The following is a 22,089-nucleotide window of genomic DNA, read 5'->3' as shown; positions in this document are numbered from 1 at the left end:
GCATGGTCTCGGTATCGCTCACCGGCTTCTGGTACGATTACCGCAACCAGCAGTTCCTTTCGGTCAACCCGGTCGACGCGACGCAGACGCTGGTCAACCTCGATCGCTCGCGCATCTATGGCGCGGAACTTGAACTCGACGCGCGGCCCCTGCCCACCCTGTCGCTCAACGCCGGGCTCGGCCTGCTCCATGCACGGGCGACGCGCGGGGTGATCAGCGGCCTCGACGTGCGCGGCCACCGCCTGTCCAACGCCCCTGCCCTCACCGCCAATGCCGCGATCGACTGGACCGCTTGGGAAGTCGGCAACGCCCGCCTCACCCTCCGCGCGGATGCGTCTTATGTGTCCTCGCAATACTTCGAGATCGTCAACATCCCCCGCCTGCGCCAAGGCGGCTACGCCCTGCTCGGCGCCGGGATCGACTACGTTCGTGGCGACTGGACCGTGTCACTGTGGGGCCGCAACCTCACCGACAAGATCTACTTCACTTCGCGCATAGACCTCTCAGGCTTCGGCTTCGACTACAACCACGTCGGTACACCGAGGACGTGGGGCGCGAGCGTGAAGCGAGCGTTCTGATCGTGTTGGGGGACTAGCGCGGGGCCGACAGAAGAAGTGGCGGTGCGGCTACTGCCTAACCTTTGGCCGGCACCGGAAACGCCAGCGTGAACGTCGAGCCCTTGCCTTCGGTAGTCTTTACCGAGATTCGGCCGCCGTGGAGTTCCATGTAGAACCGCGCCGCGTGCAGACCAACGCCGCTGCCCTTGAAGCGGCGCGCGTTGCTCGAGCGGAAGAAGCGGTTGAAGAGCTTTGATAGCTCATCGGAGGGAATTCCGATCCCCTCGTCCGTCACCGAAACCATCACCTCGCCGTTGCGGGCAAAGCAGCGCACGCGGACCGGCTGTTCCTCGGGCGAATACTTGATGGCGTTGCCGATCAGGTTGTCGAGCACGCGCAGCACCAGAACCTGGTCGAGCATCAAATCGGGCACATCGTCCAGTTCGGCTACGAACGGACGATGTGGATGTACCGAGCGCTGGGCGAGGAGCGCGCGTTCCACCATCGGTCTGATGTTCGCCCGCTCAGGCTGGAAATCGACGCGGCCGTCCTCGATCGAGGCCCAGCCCAAGGTACGATCCACCGCCTCGGTCATGCGGCGCGCGGTGTCGCGGATCGTCTCGGCGCGTTCGGCAATCACGCTGCCGGGTTCCGCCAGACGGGCGATGCGACGGGCCGAACCGTCGATCACGCTCAGCGGCGTGCGGAAATCGTGGCTGGTCACCGACAGGAACTGGCGCTGCGTCTCGGCAATCGTGCGTTCGCGCGCCAGCGCCTTGTGCAGGCGGCGCTCGGCCCGGTAGGCCCGGGTCACGTCGGCCTGGCTGACCATGAGCGAAAGCCTGCCCGTCACCGGATCGGTCAGGCGGCGGAGCGTGACCTCGTGCATGCGGAAGGCCGATCCGGCCGTGCGCAGGGTCGCTTCCGCACTGCCGCTTTCGAGCGCCCGCGCACGCAGGGCAATCGCCTCGTCGGGATGGGCGAACAGTGTCGCGAAGTTGTCCAGTCCCGGCAGGTTGGTGCCGTGCAGCCGGTTGATCAGCGCTTCGGCCGCAGGGTTGTGCATCAGCCATTGCCCGCCCTCGCTCAGCAGCGAGATCATCAGCGCCGATTGCCGCACCGCCTCGATCGCACGCGTCTCGAACGAGCTGTCCGCCACCTGCATCGGCGCATCGGCAGCATCGACCAGCAGCGCCATGCGCCCGTCCTCGAGCGCCACGCCATGCAGGCGACAGTCACGCTGGAAGGGCTGGCCCTGTGGATAGAAGGTCCACCGCTCGCTGCGCACTTCGCCCCTCGCCAGCGCATGGCGCAGGTTCTCCAGCCGCTCGGCCGTGCCCAAGGCAGTGGGGTTCAGGTCCCGTGCACAAAGCGCCTCGAGGCTTTCAGCCCGCCAGAAGCGCAAGCCGGCGGGATTGGCCCAGATCATGCGCACATGATCGAAATCGTAGATCCACACCGCACGGTCAACCAGCGCGAGCAGGCGCAGCGCATCGCCATGGCCAAGTGGCAAGTCCGCCGCCTGCGCAGAATTCTGCCCTTCCGGCCTGTGTCTGTGCGCGCGCATATGGGATTCTGCTTAGAGCCGACAATCTAAATTTAGTATTTCCAGGGGTATACGGCAGGTCAGCAAGGAACAACGGGTGTTCGCAGGACTCGCACGAAAAGGTCAAGGCAGGCAAACCACGCTAGCCCGCTGGCTCGGCGCGTCCTATCTGCGTACCGCCGTCATACCGCTTTGCCTGATCGAACTGGGCTTTCTGTTGAGCTACTGGGCGACGGGGAACTTCACGTATCAGCAGAATGTCGCGACGGTAACGGCGGTCTCGGAGAAGTACCTGACGGACATTGCCGCGCGTGAATCGGCAAACATCACCGCCACTCTCGGTGGTGTCGAAGGCATGACGCGCCTTCTTAGCGCGGAAGCTGGCGAAGCGCTGGCTACGCCCTACGATCCGCCCCCAGAGGAAAAGGCACGGTATCACATCGGTTCGGACAGGGTATTTCACACAACACGAGGGCGCCCCGACGATGCTGCCGCATTCTACAGCGGCTATCATCCCGTCGGCGCGGATGAGATCGAAAAGGTCTGGCGCTCCACGCGGCTCGATCACACCATGCGCCACATCAAGGCTGCATCGCCGCTGGTGCGGCAGGTCTATCTCAATACCTGGGACAGCTACAATCGCATCTACCCCTACTTCGACGTGCTGAGCCAGTACGCGCCGAAAATGAACATCCCCACGTACAACTTCTACTACGAAGCGGATGCGCAGCATAACCCGCAACGCAAGGTGGTCTGGACCGATGCTTATGTCGATCCGGCAGGTTCGGGCTGGATGGTCTCGTCGATTGCGCCGGTATACAGCGAGAAGCGGCTAGAGGGCGTCGTGGGGATCGACATGACGCTGGATACCGTGGTCAGCCGCATCCTCTCGCTCAACCTGCCCTGGCAGGGCTACGCGATGCTGGTGGGGCGAGACGGAACCATCCTCGCCCTGCCGCCGGCAGGCGAAAAGGATCTTGGGCTGACCGAACTCAAGGACCACAAGTACGCCGATGCGATACGGTCCGATACGTTCAAGCCGGACCAGTTCAACATCACCCGCCGCCCCGAACTGAAGGCACTTGCGCAGGCGGTCGGCAGTGGCTCCTCCAGGATAAGCCACGTCATGCTGGGCGGCCGCGACATGCTGGCCACGAATGCCAGGGTTGCTGGTCCTGGCTGGACGCTGGTGGTGCTGGCACCCGCTTCGCAGATCCTGGCTGACGCCAATTCGCTGCACGATCAACTGGTCACTGTCGGCGTGATCATGCTGCTGATCCTGCTTGCCTTCTACGTGGTGTTCTTCGCCTTCCTCGTCTGGCGCGCGCGGGTGATGAGCCGACGCCTTGCCCGGCCCTTGCGCGAAGTGGAGCAGCTCATGGACCGGATCGGTGCAGGCGAATACAACCAGACCGCGCCAAAGTTCGGCGTGAGCGAAGTCGACAACCTTTCAGGCCGTTTGGTGGAAATGGGCCAGAAGCTTGGCGAAGCGCATCAACGGATCGTGGCCCAGGAAGCCGAAGTGCGTCGTTCGTATGATACCGAACGCCGCATCACCACGGGCCAGAGGCGGTTCATCAACATCCTCAGCCACGAATTCCGCACGCCGCTCACCGTGATCGATAGCAGCGGCCAGATCCTGAAGCGGCGGGCGTCACGGCTTACGGAAGACACCGTCGTGGAACGGTCCGACATGATCCGCCGCGCCGTTTCGCGCATCCGTGACGTGATGGAAAGCGCGCTGCAACTGGTACGCATGGAAGAAGGGCAGACGACGTGCCGCCCTGCAGCGGTTGCTCTGGGCGGTGTTCTGCGCGAAGCGGTTGCCTCGGCAGGCAGTGAGCGCGCCATTGAAATTCGCATTAACGACGACGTCGAGCGCACGGCCCTGTTTGTCGATCGCCAGCTGATCCACTCCGCGCTCGTCGCTATCCTCGAAAACGCCTGCCGATTCTCGCGGAGAGACGGCAAGGTGTGGATCGAAACGCAGATCGAAGAAGGGCGTTGCATCATATCGGTGCATGACCAGGGCCCCGGCATCCCGGCTGAGGAGCTCCCCCTGGTGCGCGAGCGCTTTTATCGCGGGTCGAACAGCACGGCCGTTCCCGGCGCCGGCACGGGCCTCTATCTTGCCAACAGCCTGATTGACGCCAACGGCGGGCTGCTCGACATCCAGTCGACGCCTGGACAAGGGACAGTGGTGAGTTCCAGTCTGCCACTGGCGACGGTCACGACGACCGAATTCTGGGAGGCGGCGTGATGAGTGCATTCTCACCCAAGGACTTCCGTGTTCTCTGTGTCGAGGACGAGCCAGAGATCCTGCGCGACATTGCAGAGGAACTGGCCGACCACGGATTCCAGATCGACAAGGCGGAGAACGCCGAGGCCGCGCTTGCCCGGATGGACGAAGCATTGCCCGATCTCGTGCTCTGCGACGTGCAGATGCCTGGGATGAACGGCATCGAGCTTCTTGAAACCCTGAGGGCGCGCCGCAATGCGCAGTCGCTTGTTCCGTTCGTGTTTCTGACCGCGTTCAATGATCGCACGACAATGATTTCGGGTCGGCGTGCAGGGGCAGATGACTATCTGGTCAAGCCAGTCGATTATGACCTGTTGATCGCCACGGTCGAAAGCCACCTGCAGAATGCCGCCCAGCGCCACGCCGCAGCCCGGGAGGAACCGGACCCTGACGGACGTGCGACTTTCCTGGCCCGACTTTCCCGCGCCAGACCGGGCGAAGCGGTGGCAGTGGTGAAGATCGACAGCCAGCCCGAGTTGGCGAGCAGGTTCGAAGGGCAAGGCGAAGGCCGGATCCAGACCTTGATCGACAGGATGGCGAGGCGGGCCGGTCTTGAAGTGTTCAAAGTGCACGGCCATGCCTGGGCGGTGATCGGCAACAGCCTCGCTGTTCTGGAGCAAGCCTTGCAGCCGCTGGTCGAACTTAAGGTTCGCGACAGCAAGCCTTTGACCTGGGTGCGGTCGCGTCTTTCCCTTTCGGCGGTGACGGCCGAGATCGGCATGGCAAAGTGCGGGGAACCCCTGCTTGAACGTCTGATGGAAGCCGCGCGGCTTCTGCGGCGCGAGGGTGGTGGGCGACTGCTCCAGCTCGAAGGGGCGGCCATGTCCGACATGCGTCTGGCCAGTTCGATCCGTGCCGAGCTGATAACGGCGTTGCAACAGGGCCAGCTGCACGTCTGCTATCAGCCCAAGGTCTGCGCGGAGAGCGGACGTCCCTTGTCGGCCGAAGTGCTGGTCCGCTGGGAAAGCCCGTTGCTCGGGCATCTCTCTCCGGCAACATTCATACCCGTGGTCGAACGCGCGGGTCTGCTTTCGCATCTGACCGACTGGGTCCTGCGCGAAGCAGCGGTCGCGCAATTGGCTCTGGTGAAGAAGGGCCTCCCCCCTCGCCTGGCGGTCAATATTGGTGCATCCGAATTCACCCCCGATCTGCCCGCCAGGATTTCGCGGATCTTTGCCGATTATGGTGCGAGTGAGCATTTTCTCGAGGTCGAAGTGACCGAAACGTCGGTCATTACCGATACGCGACAGGCCGATTCCATCGTGAAGGCTCTGCATGCCCGCGGCATCGCCGTTGCTCTGGACGATTTCGGCACTGGTTACTCCTCGCTCGCCCACTTGCAGGCCTGCACCGTGGACACCATCAAGATCGACCGCAGCTTCGTGCAGCGCGTGGCGGAGTCTGGCCCCGACCAGAAGATCGTGCTGGGCATCATCGGTCTGGCCAAGATGCTGGGGTTGGAAACGGTGGCCGAAGGTGTCGAATTGGAGTCACAGCGGCGCTGGCTGGCAGAGAACGACTGCAACACGCTGCAGGGTTTCGTCATCTCGAAACCCCCCCGTTTCGACGAGTATTGCCAGCTGTTGCAAGCGTGGCCATCCTCCTGATGCGACGGATGCTGGCTGAAGCCGGTTGATCCGGGAAACCGCCGCCCATCTCATGCAGTTCTCTTGCGAGCGTCCGGCATTCTGTCGGAGCTGCTGACGCGGAGAATTTCATGTCTGGCCAAATTGCCCTCGATCTCGACGATGCGCACACCGAGCAACCGAGCCTTGATGGCAAGCGGGTGGTCGTTACCGGAGGTACAACGGGAATTGGCCGCGCGATCGCCGTGCTTCTGGCCAGCGAAGGAGCATCCGTATTTATCTGCGGCCGCGACGAGCAGCATCTTGCCGATGCGCTCGAGCGGATCAACAACGTCGGAAAGGGCGATGGCGTTGCGGTCGATCTGGCACGGCCTGAGGACATGCGCCGGTTCTGGAGTGCTGCCGACGCAGCATTGGGCGGTGCGATCGATGTTGCAATCATCAACGCTGCAGTTCCCGCGCAGACCCCGATGGACGTCAACGAAGGGGAACTGCGCTATCAGTTGGAAACCGATCTGGTCGCCTATGTGGTTGCATCGCGGGAAGCGGCGCGGCGGATGGGCAACGGTGGCGACATCGTGTTGATCGGGTCGATGTCGGCAGTCTCTCGCGGCAAGGGCAGCTCGGTCTATGTCGCGGCAAAGTCCGGCGTCCAGGGCTTTGCCGCCGCATTCCGGGAAGAAATGGCACCCAAAGACATCAAGGTCGGCCTGATCGAACCGGGGCTGACCGGTGCCGACTTCCAGTATCCGGAGTACTCTGACGAAGATCAGCGCAAGGCCATCAATGCCCAGAAGATGCTTCGTGCAGAAGACATTGCGGTTGCCACGCACTTCATGCTGACCCAGCCTCGCCGCACAGCTGTCTCGCTGATTCAGGTGGAACCCCGCGTGGAAAGCTGAGCCGAAGATCCACAGGGAACCATGAGGCGGGGGCTTCCGGAAACTTATCGTTCCGAGATTCTGGAATGCGAACGGGCGAGGCCAGATAGCCCCGCCCGCCCGTTTGCCGACTTGCCCTCATGCCAGTCGGCGAGGGAGTTTCTCCCGTCAGAACTTGACGCCGGCACGGACACCATAGGTGCGCGGATCGGCGAAAGTGACAGCACCGAACAGCCCGGTGCTTGCTCCGGTTACCACGAGGTTGTTCTCGAGGTTTTCGGCAAATGCGGCGAAGTAGAAGCGATCCTCCGGCGCTCTGTAAGTCACCGAGACGTCGGTCTTCGTCGCTGCCGGCTGGTAGAAGTAGGCAAAGTTGGCGAGGTCGGTCACTTCGTAACGGCTGCGGGCCGCAGTCTGTGCGTCGAATACGATGCGCCCTTCGCCCACCGGCAGGACATAGTTCGCCCCGGCAACCCAGCTCCACTTCGGGCTGCGATTGAGCGCACGACCGGCGAAATTCACCGAGCGGCGTACATTCGGCGTGACCGAAGTATCGTTGTATGCAGGAGCATATTCGTCATATCGGGCATCGAGCCAGTTCAGTGCCAGCCTGACCGTCAAGCGATCCGAAGGCTGGATCTGGGCATCAAGCTCCACGCCATCAACCTTCGCCTTCGCAGCGTTGGTCGTAACCTGGCAAGGCCCACCGCAAATGTCGGACAGCTGCGAAAGCTGCAGGCCTGCATAGTCATAATGGAAGATCGTGCCGTTGAGGCGGAATGCCGGGCTGAAGCGGAACTTGAAGCCTGCTTCATAGGCGGTGAGGGTTTCGGGATCATAGTAAAGCGCTTCTGCGGGCAATGCGCAGTTGGCACCCTTGCCGATCTCGCAGCCATCGTTGAAGCCACCTGCCTTGTAACCGGTGGAGACCGACGCGAAGATCAGGCCGAGCGACGTGTCGTAATCGACCCCCGCCCGCCAGGTCACACGGCTGAAGGTGCGCTAAGCATCGTTGTTCTGGTTGATCTGGCGGCGGATGAAGTTGCCGATGCTATAGGATGTGCCGATGCTGTCGTAGTAATCGACCACCGTGTTGCCGACGCGCGACTTGAGGTCGTGCGAGTAGCGGACGCCGCCCGTGATCTTCAGGTCAGGGACAATTTCATAGGTTGCCTGCCCGAAGACTGACTTGTTCTCGGCAATTGTCGGGTCCTGCGGGAAGCCGAAGCGCGTGTTGGCACCCAGCAGATTGTTCAGGAAGAAGGCAATGCCTGACTTTTCCTTGAAGTAGTATCCGCCGATCTGCGCCTGCAGCGGGCCATCACCACCATAAGCGAGACGGACTTCCTGCGAGGTTTGCCAGTACTTGCCCGCAAAGTCCGCCGAGAACGCTCCATTGGCGGCGTTGCTGAATTCCTTGCGTTCCGATTCACGGTATGACCCGAGATAGGTCAGCGTGACATTGCCCAACGTATAGTTGAGCTCGCCCATCACGCCCTTTTCCTCGTTGTTGCGGAAGGCCTGCTGCGCCTGCGTGCGGCTCAACGTGCGGGCGACATCGGGATCGGCGCCCAGATAGGTTGGCGCGCTGAAGTTCTGGCGACCGCCGCTCGTGATGTTGCTATAGAACTGCGTGGTGGGAACACCGTTGGTGGGGTTGCCCTTCACCTTGCTGTAATCACCGACAAGCAGAAGGCTGAGGTCCGGGGTCGGCTTGAACAGTGCTGACAGGCGGACAGACTTGTTATCCTTGAACTTGTTGAGCGTCACGCCATCGTTCGGTGCGCCATCGATCAGATAGCTGTCACGCTGGTCGATGTTCGCGGCAACGCGGAAGGCAATCGTTTCGCCAGCCGGGACGTTGATGACGGCAGTACCATTCAGCGCGTTGAAATTGCCGTAGGAAACATCGGCGCGTGCGCCAAATTCGAACTTGGGCTGAACCGTGAGGATGTTGACCACGCCGGCCGTCGAGTTGCGGCCATAGAGCGTGCCCTGCGGGCCGCGCAGCACTTCTACGCGCTCGATGTCGAAAAACGAGACTTCCTGAGCCTGCGGACGCGCCAGATAGACGCCGTTGACCATGAAGGCCGCCGAAGGATCGCCCTTTTCGGTACCGTCGGTGCTGGTCACGCCGCGAATGGTGATCTGCAGGCCGTTGCCGCGCACGATAGACAGGTTGGGAACGCTTTCCTCAAGCTGCGTCGGGTTGGTGATGCCCGAGGCGATCAGATCGTCACCGCCGACAGCCGTCATTGCAATCGGGGTCTTGGACAGCAGCGACGAAGTGCGGTTTGCCGTGACGACGATGTCGCCATCTGTCGGCGCCTCGCTGGCATCCTGCGCGTAGGCGGACGTAGCCGCCAGAGACAGTGCCGATGCCAGGCACGCGAACTGCAGTTTTCTCATCGTAATCCTCCCTTTTGAAACCTGCACCCTTATCGACAGCGCTGTCAGCAGAGGGGGCGCCAGGGCTCACATATCGCCCCTGTGGCTTGGTTCTGGCATCCCTCTCAGCCGCTGCAATGTATGCGCGCGGTCGTTATGCCTCTTGCCTTGCATACTTGTTTTGACAGCGCAAGCCAAAATTGTTGCCAGTTCCCACTGGCCTTGTTGAGGGTATCGTCAGCCTTGCACGTCGGGACTGGTGAACAGGCGAGCGTATCCTTCGAGCGCGTTCGAAGCGTTGAACATGTGCGCACGCATCAGTTTGGCCGCTTCTTCCCCATCGCCACGCATTACGGCCTCGACCAGTTCGCCGTGTTCGTTGCGCGACCGCGCGGGTCGTCCCCCCTGTCGCAACTGCGCTCTGCGAAAGGCGGCCATGCGCTCACGAAGGAGCTTTGCCTGTTCCACGATGAAGGTGTTGTGGGTTCCTTCATAAATCGCATCGTGGAACCGCCAGTTCAGTCGGTCGTACTCCTCCACATCGCCATTCTCCACCAAAATGGCCGATTCTTCGTGGATTTTCCTCAGCGCGCTACGTTCGAGAGGGGTCATCCGCCACGCCGCCAGGCGCACGCACAGCGCTTCGATTTCCGCTGAGAGTTCGAACATCTCGAACACCCGCTCTGCCGTCATCGCGGCCACGACCGCACCGCGCCGCGGTCGCATCTCGACCAGTCCCTCCGCGGCCAATTGCCGCAAGGCTTCGCGAACCGGCGTGCGCGAGGCGCCGAACCGGTCGCCCAGTTGCTGCTCGTCCAGCTGGGTGCCGGGCGCCAGAATGCCGCTGGTAATTTCGTCCGCAAGCGCGAGGCGGATGCGCTCCGAACGCAGCATCCCGCCGGCGTGGTCATTTTCCGAAATCATGTTGATGCATGCCCGATAGTGTGATTATGGAATTCTTGCATATACACACTCCGGAAACAACCTGTTCCCGAGTCCTGCTCAAGGACCTGCCAATTGCCTTACGGTGCGCCGCACGACATCCTCAGCCTGTTTCTGGGCCATTGCGAATCTCAACCAGATGCACCCTTCCTGATCGGTCCGGATGGAGCAGAGCTGAGTTACCGTAGCGCCGCAGTTCGCGCTGCCCAGATCGCCCATGCATTTCGCGCCAATGGCGTGATGCCGGGCGACCGTGTGGCGGTCCAGGTCGAGAAATCGCAGACAGCGTTGCTCACCTGGCTGGCCGCGCTGCTGTCGGGCGCTGTCTACCTCCCGCTCAACACTGCGTATACGATAGGCGAATTGCGCTACTTCCTTGGTGATGCGCGCCCCGCCCTCGTTCTGTGCCGCACCACTGATGAGGCGGCCATGTCGGACTTGTGCTGCGAGCTTGGCCTGCCTGCGCTGCTGACGCTCGACGCAGAAGGCACCGGCGGAACGCTCGTCGCGGCCGCGGCAGGCCAGCCCGAAGCGTTCCCGCGCCACATTCCGCAGCCGGACGACCTCGCTGCGATCCTTTACACCTCCGGCACAACCGGGCGCAGCAAGGGAGCAATGCTGAGCCATGCGAACCTGGCCTCGAATGCGCTGACCCTGCTCGATTATTGGCGCTTCACCAGCGCCGACAGGTTGCTTCATGCCCTGCCGATCTTTCACACGCACGGCTTGTTCGTGGCAACCAACGTCACGATCGCGGCGGGCTCGGCGATGATCTTCCTGCCGCGGTTCGATGCTGATGAACTTGTCAGGCTGATGCCGCAGGCAAGCGTGTTGATGGGGGTGCCGACCTTCTATTCGCGGTTATTGGGCCATGCCGGTTTCACTCGCGAGCTTGTCAGCCATATGCGCCTCTTCATTTCAGGTTCGGCGCCCCTCTCGGCGGAGGTCCACAAGGATTTTGCCGCTCTCACCGGGCAAGCGATCCTCGAACGCTATGGCATGACCGAAACCAACATGAACACTTCCAATCCCTATGATGGCAAGCGCAAGCCGGGCAGCGTAGGATTCCCGCTCCCGGGCGTAATCTTGCGCATTGCCCAGCCCGAAAGCGGAGTCGAAATGCCCCAGGGCGAGATTGGCGTGATCGAGGTCAAAGGACCCAACGTGTTTCGCGGTTACTGGCAGATGCCTGAGAAGACTGCCGAGGAATTCCGCGACGATGGCTTCTTCATCACCGGCGACCTGGGCTACATCGACCCGCAAGGCTATGTGCATATCGTCGGCCGTGCCAAGGATCTGATTATCGCCGGGGGCTTCAACATCTATCCGGCCGAAGCCGAAGCCGTGCTCGACGAGATCCCCGGCATTGCCGAAAGCGCGGTGATCGGCGTGCCCCACGCCGACATGGGCGAGGCCGTCGTTGCCGTGGTGAAGGCGACCGACCCGACACTCGATGCCGATAGGGTCATTGCCGCTCTGGCTGACAGGTTGGCCCGCTTCAAGCAGCCGCGCGCGGTCGTTTTCGTTGATGAATTGCCGCGCAACACCATGGGCAAGGTGCAGAAGGCACTGCTAAGACAGGAATATGCCGCACTCTTCGCCAGCTAGGGCAACGTGCGGGAGGGGAATGAGAGATGTTGATCCTGTCGATCGCGATTCTGGTCGCGATCTTCGTGGCGGCAGTGTGGTTGCCGGTAAACATGGGGCTGATCGGCTTCGCAGCAGCTTTGGCGCTTGGCGTATTCGGCGCAGGACTGCCGGTAAAGGAGGTTCTGGCAGGCTTTCCTGCCGACCTGTTCCTGACCCTGCTCGGCATCACCTATCTGTTCGGGATTGCCAGCAGGAATGGCGCGATAGACTGGCTGGTGGCGCGCGCGGCGGGGCTGCTGGGCAGTCATACGGCGCTTTTGCCGCTGCTTGTATTCATCGTCGCCGGCGTGCTGACGGCGCTTGGCGCTGTCGGACCTGCTGCGGTCGCCATCGTCGCCCCGATTGCCATGCGCTTTTCGCGCAGCCACGGCTTTTCGCCATTGATGATGGGCCTGCTCGTCGTCCACGGCGCCCAGGCGGGAAGCTTCTCGCCCATCTCGATCTACGGCGGCATCACCGCCAAGGTCCTCACCGGCAGCGGCATCGAGCCTGATGCGCAATACCTGTTCATCGCCAGCGCGGCCTTCAATGCCGCAATCGCCCTCATGGTCTGGCTGTTCTATGCCCGGCGCGAGGCGGTGGCAGGCACGAACCACGAAGGCCATGTTGAAGTGCCGGTGCTCGACCGCGATGGGGCGTGGACGCTTGCCGGCCTGCTGGCCCTCGCCGCCGGCGCGCTGCTGTTCAAGGTCGAGATCGGGTTCATGGCACTCATAGTGATCCTCGCGCTCGCCATGGTTGCGCCGCGTACGCAGCAGGGTGCGCTCAAGCAGGTTGACTGGTCCACCATCCTGCTCATCTCAGGCATCGTCATCTACGTGACCCTGCTCGACAGAATCGGCACGCTCGATGCAATCAGCGCACTGATCGGGCAGGTCGGATCGGCCAGTCTCGCAGTTCTTCTGCTATGCTATCTTGCCGGCGTCGTCTCGGCCTTCGCTTCGTCGACGGCGCTGCTAGGGGTCATCATCCCGTTAAGCCTGCCCGTTCTCGCTGGCGGTCACATCGCCGTCATGCCGGTCGTCGCGGCGATCTGCATTGCCAACACCATCGTCGATACCTCACCGTTTTCCACCAACGGCGCGCTGATCGTCGGCAATGCGCCCGAAGACGAACGCCCTGCCATGCTGCGCAAGCTGCTGCTTTATGCCGCAATCATCGTTGGCATCGGGCCGATGCTGGCATGGGCCGCCTTTGTCGGATTGCCCGGCCTTTGATCGTCTAGCCGAACCGGAAGCTGGTCACGGCAAGGCCGCCGAAGAAATCGTCCTGGTGAAACTGGACGCTGCATGGATCTGCTCCGGCAGCTCCGGCGATGACATGCAAGGGCAGCAGGTGCTCGGGCCGCGGATGCGCCTGCATGGCCGCAGGCCCATCCATCCACCGCTCGAGCGCGATCGCACGCTGATCGCCATCGACCCCGGAAAGTCTGTCGCGCAACCAGCGGTCGAAGGCATGCGACGCCGCCTGTCCCTTCACCCCGAAATTGCGCAGATTGTGATACGACAGTCCCGAGCCCAATACGAGCACGCCCTCCTCGCGTAGCGGCGCAAGGAGGCGGCCCATGGCGATGTGTTCGGCGGCGTCGAAACTGGTCAGCACTGAAAGCTGGACAACTGGAATGTCCGCCTCGGGCCGGATCGGCTGCATCATCGAGAAGGTGCCGTGATCGAAGCCGCGCTTCGCGTCCCCGCGACAGTCCATGCCCCCGGCGCGTAGCAACTGGCTGACTCGACCGGCTAGCTCCGGACTCCCGGGAGCGGGATAGCGTATGCGATAGGTGTGTTCTGGGAAGCCATAGTAATCATAAAGCATCGGTGGCGCCGCGTTGGTCGAAACGTGCGGCACCGCCTCTTCCCAGTGTGCCGAAACCACGAGGATGGCCTTGGGCATGGCCCCCAAGGATGGGATGACAGCCTGCAGCGAACCTTCAAGCTGGTCGTATGCCCGGCGCATCGGGCCGTCCATCCATGGCCACGGGCCGCCGCCATGGTTGAGGAAGAACGTCGGAAGGCGGTCTGCAGTCTGGGTCAATTGTCATTCCCGGCGGTGTATTCAGTGGCCGAGATGGCACCTGCTGGGGCGCCCGACAAGATCGTCAGAGCTTCACCACCCGCATCCTGGGCACCACGTTCTCGGCTGCGTTGAACCAGCGCCACAGGCCTGTGCCGGAACGATGCCCGGCAAGATCGACCCAGTTGCCGAACCCCGGATCAGCATCGGCACAAACCACGATCACGCTGCCGTCCGGCTCCAGCCTGGCCATCGAATTGTTGAGCCACACCTTCTGGTGAACGTGGTCGAGCGATTCCATCCACCAGTTGTCGATCTGGACGTTCCACATGCGGCAGTCCGGCACCGGTGTTTCGATCACCAGCGCCTCGCCCGGCTGGAGGTCGAAGTAGAAGTGGCCGTACCAGATATTGGGATCGCCGCCCGCCTTCCAGAAAATCTCCTGCGGCGCATCGTAGAACTGGTTGGGATGCGCCTTGAACCATTCGGACCAGTTGGCGAAGGTATTGGCCGTGCCCCGCGCCCATGCGGCAGAGGCCATGAGTTGCTGTTCGATCAATGCGGGCGTGAGCAGCGCGGGCGCTGTCGGTCCATCACTGATCCGTTCCACCTTGATGTCGGCAGGGGTCTGCGTCTGCTTGTCGTCAAAGGTCTGGCGCACGATCAGCAAGGTGGTGTCGACTGCCATCGGCAGCCAGTTGCCCGGCTGCGGATCGCGGCTGACCACGATCTCGAAGGTGCCGTCAGGCCCGAACTCCATCTGCGCGAATTCGATCTCGCCAGTCGAAGCCATCGTCCCGTCGATGGCATAGCGGTTGGCCTTGCTGCCGATCGAGAAGTAGGGGACCGTATTGCGCTTGCCGGTGATGCGATAGGTACGATCGCCCCGCACCACGCACTGCTGGTAGAGGTTGTCGGGGTTGTCGGCGCCGATCTTGATCTTGTCGTCGCACAACAGGAACAGGCGCGGAAAATCCGGGTCCGCGCTGTCGACCAGCATGTTGAGCGCGGTGCGCGCCAGACGGCTGAGATACCGCAGACCCTCGGCCTGATCGAGTGCGCTGGTCGGGCTCGATGGGCGTGCCAGAACCTCCCCCGCCTCGGCCAGTTCGCTGCAGAACCGGCGCCAGACGTGGCTGAGGTTGCTGGCTTCGGCGGAAAGGTCTGTCATGCTGTCATCCTGCCAGTTGTCCGCCGTCGACGGTAAACAGCGATCCGGTGATCTTGCGCGCCTTGTCGCTGGCGAGGAAGGCGAACATTTCCGCGATGTCTTCTGGCGCGCACGAACCGTCGAGCAACTTGGGCGCGTTGCGCATCATCAGCGCCCAGTCCACGCCCTCGGGCGGAGGGGTGTTCTCCGTCATCGGCGTGATCACATGGCCGGGGCAGATCGCATTGATGCGAACACCTGCGGCAGCATATTCGATGGCCAGCCCCTTGGTGATCGCCGCCACCGCGTGCTTCGAGGCCGAATAGGCAGCGTTGTAGGGCTGGCCCTGCAGCGCGGCGGTGGACGCGGTGTTGACGATGGTGCCCTTGCTCTTGAGCAGGTGTGGCATCGCCGCCTGGCAGATCACGAAGACGCTCGTCGCGTTGACGTGCATGAGCAGGTCGAAGTCCTCTGCCGCAAAAGTCTCGGAGCGCCCCCACTTCAGCAAGCCAGCGATGTTGCAGACGATGTCGAGCCCTTCGCGCGCGGCGGTGTCCACCAGCGCGCGGCACGAGGCATAGTCGGTGGCGTCGTAGGCCTGCACCACCGGCGCCGTGCCCGAAGCGGCGGCGATCATCGCGGCCGTTTCCTCAAGCCCCGCAAGATTGCGATCACCGATGGTCAGCGACGCGCCCTCGGCAGCGAAGCGGATAGCGGTGGCGCGGCCGATGCCCGATGCCGCACCGGTTACCAGCGCCTTTTTCCCTGCGAACAGCATCAGAACTTCACGCCCAGCGTGAGGCCGTAAGTGCGCGGATCGGGGAAATACCCGACCGTCAGGCCGCCAAAGCCCGGGCCGAAGTCGATGAAGTTGGAAGGATCGCGCTCCTTGGTCAGGTTCTTGACCCACAGCGCGAGTTCAGCCTTCGCCCCGCCCAGCGGCACTTCGGAAACTGCGGCGCGCAGGTTCACGATGGTGCGGCCCCTGGACTTGGTGTTGTTAGCGTTCTGGTCCGAAGGGCTCGGCGGCACCAGAGCATAAGGGAAGGTAAAGTAGCTGGAGACGTAGTTGATGTCGCCGTTGATGTTCAAGCGACCCCAGTCACCCTGCGCCACGCGGAGATCGACGCCGGCCGCTGCGGTGGTCTTGGGTGTGTGCGGGAAGGCGCGGTTGTCGGCGACGTTGGTATCCACACCGCCCACTGCCTCGATATAGCTCTTGTACTTCGGGTCAAGGAAGGCGAGCGAGCCGTTGATCGTCAGAACGTCGACCGGACGGATCACCGTCTCGATTTCCAAGCCGCGGATGCGCGCGGCAGCTGCGTTCTTGACGACCGAGGCTGCCGCACCGTTGGCGGTGAAGACCGAAAGCTGGATGTCCTTGTGCTCGTCCCAGAAGCCGGCGACGTTGAAGATCACCTTGCCATCGGCCAGCTTGGTCTTGATGCCGACTTCGTAGCTGTCGACCGTTTCCGGGCGATAGGGGTTGCACAGCTCAAATGCGCCGGTCGGGCAAGCCGCCGTCGGCTGGCGGAAGTCGTTGGTTTCGCCATTGAAGCCGCCCGACTTGAAGCCTTGCGCGAAGCGAGCGTAGAGATTGATGTTCTCGTCTGCCTGATAGGCCAGCGTGATCGCCGGGTTGAAGCGGTTGTACTTGGCATCGGGCACGCCGCCATAGGGGATGTTCGCCGCGACGAACGGGGCGAAGATGCCGTTTGCCGGATCGAAGTTGATGCGCAGGAAGCGGCGCACATCCTTCTTCTCGTGCGTGTAGCGCCCGCCGAGCGTCAGCTTCAGGGCATCAGTGATGTCGTAATCGACCTGCGCGAATACGGCGAACGCCTCGGTGTTCGATCCGTAGTCGGACTGGTAAGACGCACCGCCGCCGAAGAAGCTTTGCGGCCCGAGCGTTTCGGCCTTTTCCTTGTAGTAGAACACGCCCGCGACGTACTTGAGCTTGTCGCTCATCGTCTGGCCCGAAACCTGCAGTTCCTGGCTCCAGCTGTGGAAGCTGGTATCGCGCTGGGTCAGCGCCACCGGCAGCGGCGAGCCATCAAGATCGAGCGAGTCCGCCCACTTGAGATTGCGGTAGGCGGTGATCGACTTGACCGTGGCGCCGCCGAGGTCGAGCGTGAGGGTCAGCGCGTGACCATAAGTGCGCGAACGTTCGTAAAGCGGGTTGGCGTCGAGCGATGCGGTCGACTGGCGGTCGGCCCGGTCATAGAGGTTGAGCGGGAAGAACGCTCCGCCGTTGGCATAGCCGGGCGAGTTGGGATCGAAGATGTCCTGGGGAAGGCCATTGCGGTTGACGCGGACCAGCTGGGCATAGTCCGGGCGCTGATCGAACTTCGAATAGTCGAACATGTAGTCGGCGGTGAAGTTGCTGCCTTCAGGCTTGAAGCGCAGCTGGACCATGCCGCTCTTGCCGTCGAGGTCGTTGGTGCGACCGGTGCGCGCAGGGCCCGCGGCTACCGCCTGGGGATAGGGATTGGGCGTCAGCCTGATGAAGCCGTCACGCTTCTGGATCTGGCCCGAAAGCTTGAGCGAGAAGGGCCCCATCGCCGGAAGATCGACCACGGCGCGCCCCTTCCAGTAATCGTAGTTCCCATAAGTCAGCTCGCCCTTCACGCCCAGTTCGCCGCTCGGCGCCTTGGGCACGAGATTGACGGCACCGGCCAGCGCGTTGCGGCCATAAAGCGTGCCCTGCGGACCGCGCAGGATTTCAACGCGCTCCAGGTCGGCCACGTCGAAGATCGAACCCTGCGCCTTGGCAATGTAGACGCCGCCCAGGTAAAGGCCGACGGCAGGTTCCCAGGTCACGGCCGGGTTGATCGTCACCGATCCGCGGATGGCGATCTGCGAAATCGTCTTGTTCGATGGCGCACGTTCGAACTTCACGTTCGGCGCGATCGAGCCGAGGCTGTCGATCGAGGTGATCCCGCGCGTCTCGAGGAACTGGCTGCTCACCGCCGAGATGGCGATCGGCACGTTCTGGATGTTTTCGGCCCGCTTCTGCGCAGTGACGACGATCTCGCCGATACCCGAGGTATTTTCGGCAGCAGTGTCTTGCGCGGAATCCTGCGGCAAATCTTGCGCGAATGCCGGTGCTGCAACAAAGGCGAGCGAGCTCAATGCCGTAGCGGCGAGCAGTTTCCTCACGATGTCCTCTCCCTCTCCAGGATACTTTCCGATGCGCTTTCGCGCAATCAATTCGGACTTAATCTACGCATATGCAGCGAGGATGGCAACTGGAAACTCTGTATTTCGGCAAAATGCGTCGCACTCGCTGGCGAGTGTTGCGCAAAGCACGCATTTTTGCAGTTCACGGCTTGCCCTACGTGCACGCGCGGTGACGCGCAGCAGCACTGCCGCTTTTCAAGGAGAAACGTAGGGAGGACTGCGCCTTGCCGGCATGACGCGGCACGGGGACAGGCTTGCGCGTTACTTCAAGCCGTAGCGCGCGTAATCCTGCACCAAACCCGGCGCGACCTTGCGAAAGTAGGCAAGATCGGCCTTCGCATCCGGCTTGCCCATGGCGTTGCCGATCCAGGCCCTCAGATAAAGCGACGCGAGTTGGGACGGCGAGATCTTCAGAGCAGCTTCGACGTCGGCCAACGCGTTTTGCAGGTTGCCTTGCGCCAACCAGGCCAGTGCCCGGCTGTCCAGCACGGCGGCAGCATTGGAAGCCCGTTCGACCGCCTGGTTGCAAGCCTTGATCATACCGTCGGAATCCACCCGGAAACGTGCCCGATACCAGCAAGCAGCATTGAGCAGCGACGTGTCTCCGGGCTTCTCCTCGATCAGCCCGTCGATCTCCTTCAAACCATCCGCCCCCTTCCCTGCGAAAGCCAGAATGTCCGCACGGGTCAGGACGACGCCGGTGTGTTCGTCGCCCATGTCGTCGTATTCGGTGAGCAGGGCCAGCGCCTCGTCAGTCTTGCCTTCGCGGCCGAGGGCACCAGCCAGTGAGATGGCGTTGGAGACCGATGGTGCCAGCTTCAACGCCTCACGATGATCCGCGATCGCATCGGCCCAACGACCCATCTGCCGCTTGGTGAAGGCGCGCCTGCCGTAGGTCCAGGCATCGGGCGCCATAGCGATTACCTTGTCCCAGTCGGCCAGCGCCCCATCCAGATCTTGCACGGATTCCCGCAGATCGGCACGGCGCGCCAAGGGATCGCTCTGCGCATCGCCGGTTTCCCGCGCCAGCGCCTTTTCGTAGGCTGCCTCGATCGGCGCGATGCGCGCCTTCAGCGCTGGCTGCTGATAGCGCCATGCGCGGGCTGCGGTCACAGGGGCAACAAGGAATGGCACCGTGTTGCGCAGGCGCAGCGCCTTTGCCTTTTCCACGGGTATTTCCGAAGCGGGCAGTTCACCGCCAAGCGAGGCGCGCTCTTCGCTGATGGTGAAGCGCTGACCTTCGAGCGCCCCCTTCCGGGTCACGGTCGTTCCAGCGAAAGTTGCCTCGTATTCGGCCCTTCCGCCCAACTTGAAACCCGGCTCGTCAGCCGGGAGCAGAACTTCGATCTCCTCTCGCACTCGTTCCGCGCGGCCAAGGTTGACGGGGATCGCCTTCCAGTTTGCCCGGCTGCGATCGTGGTCGAAGGAGGCGCTGGCACTGCCCAGGCCGCGCATGTCCATGCGCTTGGTGCCATCGCGGTCCAGGAAAAGGGAAATGACCATGCCATCGATGGTAACGGTGGCCGTCCCGGTCTCGCTGTCGAACGCGGTTGTCCCGCCAGTGATGATGCCGCCGTCGTCGGTCAGGTCCTTGAAGATCGAGTCCGCCAGGGATTTGATCATCTGCTTCTTCTGTTCTTCGCTGGCCTGCCCGAACGCGGCACCAAGGTTGCTGCCCAGCATCCCTGAAAAAGTCGAAGTCGCCGAGATCAAGGCCGGCATCTCGACCCCGGCGCGCTGATCGATCGTGATCTTCACGGAGGCCATCGGTGCCTGGGGCACGCGCGGTTCCATCGCCACGAGCGTTGCGCCTTCAGCCCGAATCGGCAGCGCATGACGGAACGGAGGGACATCGGCCAGCGTCTGCAGCCGCGTGCCGGTTGCAGTACCGTCGAGCCAATAGGTCGTCCCTGCGATCTCGGCGCGCACGATGACATGGTCGAACGCTGCGGGCATCGGCAGCGATTCCGGCACGGCATCGCCCGTCTGGCTATTGACGGCAACGACCTCTGCCTTGATCCCCAAGGCTTCAAGCAAGGAGAGCAGGAGCAGGGATTTCGCCTTGCAATCGCCGTAGCGCGAGGTCCAGGTCAGCGAAGGGGCTTGCGGCACGTAGTTCCCGCCGGCCATGCCGTTCAGCAGATAGCTGACCTGATCCTGTACCAACCGTGTGGCCAGAGCTGCGCGGGTCAGCGGGTCCGCGCTCTGCTTCTCGATCTTGGCGACTTCTGCTGCCAGCGGGCTGCCTGGCGCAATCGCGTCCTTCGTAGAATAGAGCGGTGCGAACACCCGCGAGACTTCTTCCCAGCTGCCGAACGTGGTGGCTTCCAGCGTGGGCGGCCGGGTAAAGCGCGATGGCACGCCTTGCGGCATCTCCTCTCGCTTTGCCAGTGGCAGCGCCACGTTCACGGTGTGCCAGCCGTCCTTGACACTTTCGGTCGGGCTGCCGGCCGACGGGCCCGCCTGCCACTTTACCGCGAGGCCTTCGGGCCAGGAAACGCTGGTGCGTGCAAAGCCTGCCTCGAGCGGCAGGGTCAAGAGACCGCTGTCGATCTGCACTTTCCCCTGCAACGCCTTGTCGCGCATGGTCTGGCTATAGGCAATCCGCACCACATCGCCGACCTGCAGCCCGGGAACGGCGAGAGTGGCGGTCAACATGCCGTCGATCTGGCGCTGCTCCAGCCCTCGCTCCCGTCGCAACACCTGATAGCGCGCGCCGCCCTTGAGCACGTCGATCACCTTGCCCGCGCGGAGAATCTCGACGCGATGAACTGTCAGATCGCCCTTGTCGGGCATCCACACCGCTGAACTCGTGCCGCTCTGTGTCAGCGATTCCGGGCTCCCCAGCTTGAAGGCCTGATCGACATAGACTCGCAGCGTCTCGCCTTCGATACGCTGCTGCACGTCGAGCAGGGCGATCGGGGTATTCGCCGCGGTGTCGATCTTTGCAGCATCGCGCACTTCGGCCCATTTCGGCGCTGGGCCGTAAAGGACGGTCTCTCCGGCAAGTGCCGGTGCAGTAGTGGCAAGAAGACCGACAACGAACAGCGCGAATCTATTGCGCACGCAAACCCCCTGAAATTGAGGGGATTACCTGCCTTCTATTTGGATGTCTGGCAATTGCCCATCAAGCGCGCTGAACAGCCTTTATCCGGGATAGGACCATTTCGGCATGTTCCTTACGGCAGATCAGCAGGTCAGGCATGTATGTGTCAGCCTGGTTGTAGACGAGCGGGCTTCCATCGATGCGGCTGCAATGCAGGCCATGCGCCAAGGCGACTGCGACGGGCGCGCAGGAATCCCATTCGAACTGGCCGCCCGAATGAAGATAGATATCGGCATCGCCAAGGATAACGGCCATCGCCTTGGCCCCGGCGCTGCCCATCGGCACGAGCTCGGCCCCGATGGCCTCGGCCACGGCCACCGCTTCGTGCGCCGGGCGCGTGCGACTGACGACCATGCGCAAGGTTTCGGGCGCGGGCGGCACTTCGCGAGGCTGGTCGGTGCGCAGGACGATCCCGGCCCCCCCGTTGGCGCCTGGCAACGCCACCGCGCCTGTGCTTGCCACGCCGTCAATGGCCAGGCCGACATGCACCGCCCAGTCGGTCCGCGCCTCGCCATATTCGCGCGTGCCATCGACCGGATCGACGATCCAGGTGCGCGAATACTGCAGCCGGTCAAGGTTGTCCTTTTCCTCCTCCGAAAGCAGGCCATCTTCCGGCCGCTGTTCGCGCAGGGCGTGGACGAGGAACTGGTTGGCCGTGGCATCGCCGGCCTTGCCCAGCTTCTTGAGGCTGAGCATTCCGCTTTCGCGCACCGTCAGCAGCAGCTTTCCCGCCACTTGGGCAAGATGGGCTGCAAGTTCTGCATCGGTCATCGCGGCAGAAGGCGTCACGG

General features: G+C 62.8%; 14 protein-coding genes and 1 pseudogene. 6 read left to right on the top strand and 9 right to left on the bottom strand.

Going from position 1 to position 22,089, the window contains the following annotated elements:
- The first annotated feature begins 2 nt into the window (after nucleotides 1–2).
- Complete coding sequence (locus AC3WLM_RS17395) at nucleotides 3–578, top strand: TonB-dependent receptor domain-containing protein (protein ID WP_492478225.1); 576 nt, start codon at nucleotides 3–5, stop codon at nucleotides 576–578.
- 55 nt (nucleotides 579–633) lie between these two features.
- On the opposite strand, the gene AC3WLM_RS17390 is transcribed toward AC3WLM_RS17395, so the two are convergent.
- Nucleotides 634–2,124 (bottom strand): sensor histidine kinase, encoded by a 1,491-nt coding sequence (locus tag AC3WLM_RS17390; RefSeq protein WP_492478224.1) that lies wholly within the window; start codon nucleotides 2,122–2,124, stop codon nucleotides 634–636.
- A 76-nt stretch (nucleotides 2,125–2,200) separates the two neighbouring features.
- Between AC3WLM_RS17390 and AC3WLM_RS17385 the strand changes: the two genes are divergently transcribed.
- The 3 genes from AC3WLM_RS17385 to AC3WLM_RS17375 all read left to right on the top strand — a co-directional run bounded on the left by AC3WLM_RS17385 (nucleotide 2,201) and on the right by AC3WLM_RS17375 (nucleotide 6,890).
- The gene (locus tag AC3WLM_RS17385; protein ID WP_492478223.1) at nucleotides 2,201–4,363 is read left to right on the top strand and encodes a sensor histidine kinase; all 2,163 of its coding nucleotides are present in this window, start codon (nucleotides 2,201–2,203) and stop codon (nucleotides 4,361–4,363) included.
- On the top strand, nucleotides 4,363–6,009 hold the full coding sequence (locus tag AC3WLM_RS17380) for an EAL domain-containing protein (protein WP_492478222.1): 1,647 nt from the start codon (nucleotides 4,363–4,365) through the stop codon (nucleotides 6,007–6,009). Before AC3WLM_RS17385 ends, AC3WLM_RS17380 begins: the two co-directional genes overlap by 1 nt.
- A 110-nt stretch (nucleotides 6,010–6,119) precedes the next feature.
- On the top strand, nucleotides 6,120–6,890 hold the full coding sequence (locus AC3WLM_RS17375; protein WP_062343498.1) for an SDR family oxidoreductase: 771 nt from the start codon (nucleotides 6,120–6,122) through the stop codon (nucleotides 6,888–6,890).
- A 147-nt stretch (nucleotides 6,891–7,037) separates the two neighbouring features.
- Here the strand turns inward: AC3WLM_RS17375 and AC3WLM_RS17370 are convergent.
- Both AC3WLM_RS17370 and AC3WLM_RS17365 read right to left on the bottom strand, forming a co-directional pair.
- Nucleotides 7,038–9,278: pseudogene (locus AC3WLM_RS17370) on the bottom strand (TonB-dependent receptor).
- 216 nt (nucleotides 9,279–9,494) lie between these two features.
- Nucleotides 9,495–10,181 (bottom strand): GntR family transcriptional regulator, encoded by a 687-nt coding sequence (locus AC3WLM_RS17365; protein WP_062343285.1) that lies wholly within the window; start codon nucleotides 10,179–10,181, stop codon nucleotides 9,495–9,497.
- A 93-nt stretch (nucleotides 10,182–10,274) separates the two neighbouring features.
- On the opposite strand from AC3WLM_RS17365, the gene AC3WLM_RS17360 reads away from it, so the two are divergent.
- Both AC3WLM_RS17360 and AC3WLM_RS17355 read left to right on the top strand, forming a co-directional pair.
- A complete protein-coding gene (locus AC3WLM_RS17360) occupies nucleotides 10,275–11,807 on the top strand; it encodes a malonate--CoA ligase (RefSeq protein ID WP_492478221.1) in 1,533 nt (510 codons plus the stop codon).
- Between the two features lie 26 nt (nucleotides 11,808–11,833).
- Entirely contained in the window at nucleotides 11,834–13,066 is a 1,233-nt protein-coding gene (locus AC3WLM_RS17355) for an SLC13 family permease (RefSeq protein WP_492478220.1), read from the top strand.
- A gap of 4 nt (nucleotides 13,067–13,070) precedes the next feature.
- Here AC3WLM_RS17355 and AC3WLM_RS17350 read toward each other — a convergent pair whose 3' ends face one another.
- The 6 genes from AC3WLM_RS17350 to AC3WLM_RS17325 form a co-directional block, all read right to left on the bottom strand.
- The gene (locus tag AC3WLM_RS17350; protein ID WP_231735401.1) at nucleotides 13,071–13,883 is read right to left on the bottom strand and encodes a DODA-type extradiol aromatic ring-opening family dioxygenase; all 813 of its coding nucleotides are present in this window, start codon (nucleotides 13,881–13,883) and stop codon (nucleotides 13,071–13,073) included.
- A 64-nt stretch (nucleotides 13,884–13,947) separates the two neighbouring features.
- Nucleotides 13,948–15,033, bottom strand: a complete 1,086-nt coding sequence (locus AC3WLM_RS17345; protein WP_492478219.1) for a DUF1214 domain-containing protein — start codon at nucleotides 15,031–15,033, stop codon at nucleotides 13,948–13,950.
- A gap of 4 nt (nucleotides 15,034–15,037) precedes the next feature.
- Nucleotides 15,038–15,790: an SDR family NAD(P)-dependent oxidoreductase gene (locus AC3WLM_RS17340; protein ID WP_492478218.1), complete on the bottom strand. Its 753-nt coding sequence runs from the start codon at nucleotides 15,788–15,790 to the stop codon at nucleotides 15,038–15,040.
- Complete coding sequence (locus tag AC3WLM_RS17335; protein ID WP_492478217.1) at nucleotides 15,790–18,171, bottom strand: TonB-dependent receptor; 2,382 nt, start codon at nucleotides 18,169–18,171, stop codon at nucleotides 15,790–15,792. Before AC3WLM_RS17335 ends, AC3WLM_RS17340 begins: the two co-directional genes overlap by 1 nt.
- A 282-nt stretch (nucleotides 18,172–18,453) precedes the next feature.
- Nucleotides 18,454–21,258, bottom strand: a complete 2,805-nt coding sequence (locus AC3WLM_RS17330; RefSeq protein WP_492478216.1) for a DUF3857 domain-containing protein — start codon at nucleotides 21,256–21,258, stop codon at nucleotides 18,454–18,456.
- Between the two features lie 61 nt (nucleotides 21,259–21,319).
- Nucleotides 21,320–22,069 carry a 3'(2'),5'-bisphosphate nucleotidase CysQ gene (locus tag AC3WLM_RS17325; protein WP_369820995.1) on the bottom strand — a complete coding sequence of 250 codons (750 nt, stop codon included), beginning with the start codon at nucleotides 22,067–22,069 and terminating at the stop codon, nucleotides 21,320–21,322.
- Nucleotides 22,070–22,089 lie beyond the last annotated feature (20 nt).

The organism is Novosphingobium sp. FW305-C-30-35 (assembly GCF_058783135.1).
Note: the sequence above shows the minus strand (reverse complement) of the source record. Positions and strands in the feature narration are given on the sequence as shown.

Bases quoted from the DNA above. Each gene is read 5' to 3' on its own strand.
- AC3WLM_RS17395 (WP_492478225.1), top strand. From the start codon at position 3: ATGGTCTCGGTATCGCTCACCGGCTTCTGGTACGATTACCGCAACCAG.
- AC3WLM_RS17325 (WP_369820995.1), bottom strand. From the start codon at position 22,069: ATGACCGATGCAGAACTTGCAGCCCATCTTGCCCAAGTGGCGGGAAAG.
- AC3WLM_RS17355 (WP_492478220.1), top strand. From the start codon at position 11,834: ATGTTGATCCTGTCGATCGCGATTCTGGTCGCGATCTTCGTGGCGGCA.
- AC3WLM_RS17390 (WP_492478224.1), bottom strand. From the start codon at position 2,124: ATGCGCGCGCACAGACACAGGCCGGAAGGGCAGAATTCTGCGCAGGCG.
- AC3WLM_RS17375 (WP_062343498.1), top strand. From the start codon at position 6,120: ATGTCTGGCCAAATTGCCCTCGATCTCGACGATGCGCACACCGAGCAA.
- AC3WLM_RS17380 (WP_492478222.1), top strand. From the start codon at position 4,363: ATGAGTGCATTCTCACCCAAGGACTTCCGTGTTCTCTGTGTCGAGGAC.
- AC3WLM_RS17365 (WP_062343285.1), bottom strand. From the start codon at position 10,181: ATGATTTCGGAAAATGACCACGCCGGCGGGATGCTGCGTTCGGAGCGC.
- AC3WLM_RS17345 (WP_492478219.1), bottom strand. From the start codon at position 15,033: ATGACAGACCTTTCCGCCGAAGCCAGCAACCTCAGCCACGTCTGGCGC.
- AC3WLM_RS17340 (WP_492478218.1), bottom strand. From the start codon at position 15,790: ATGCTGTTCGCAGGGAAAAAGGCGCTGGTAACCGGTGCGGCATCGGGC.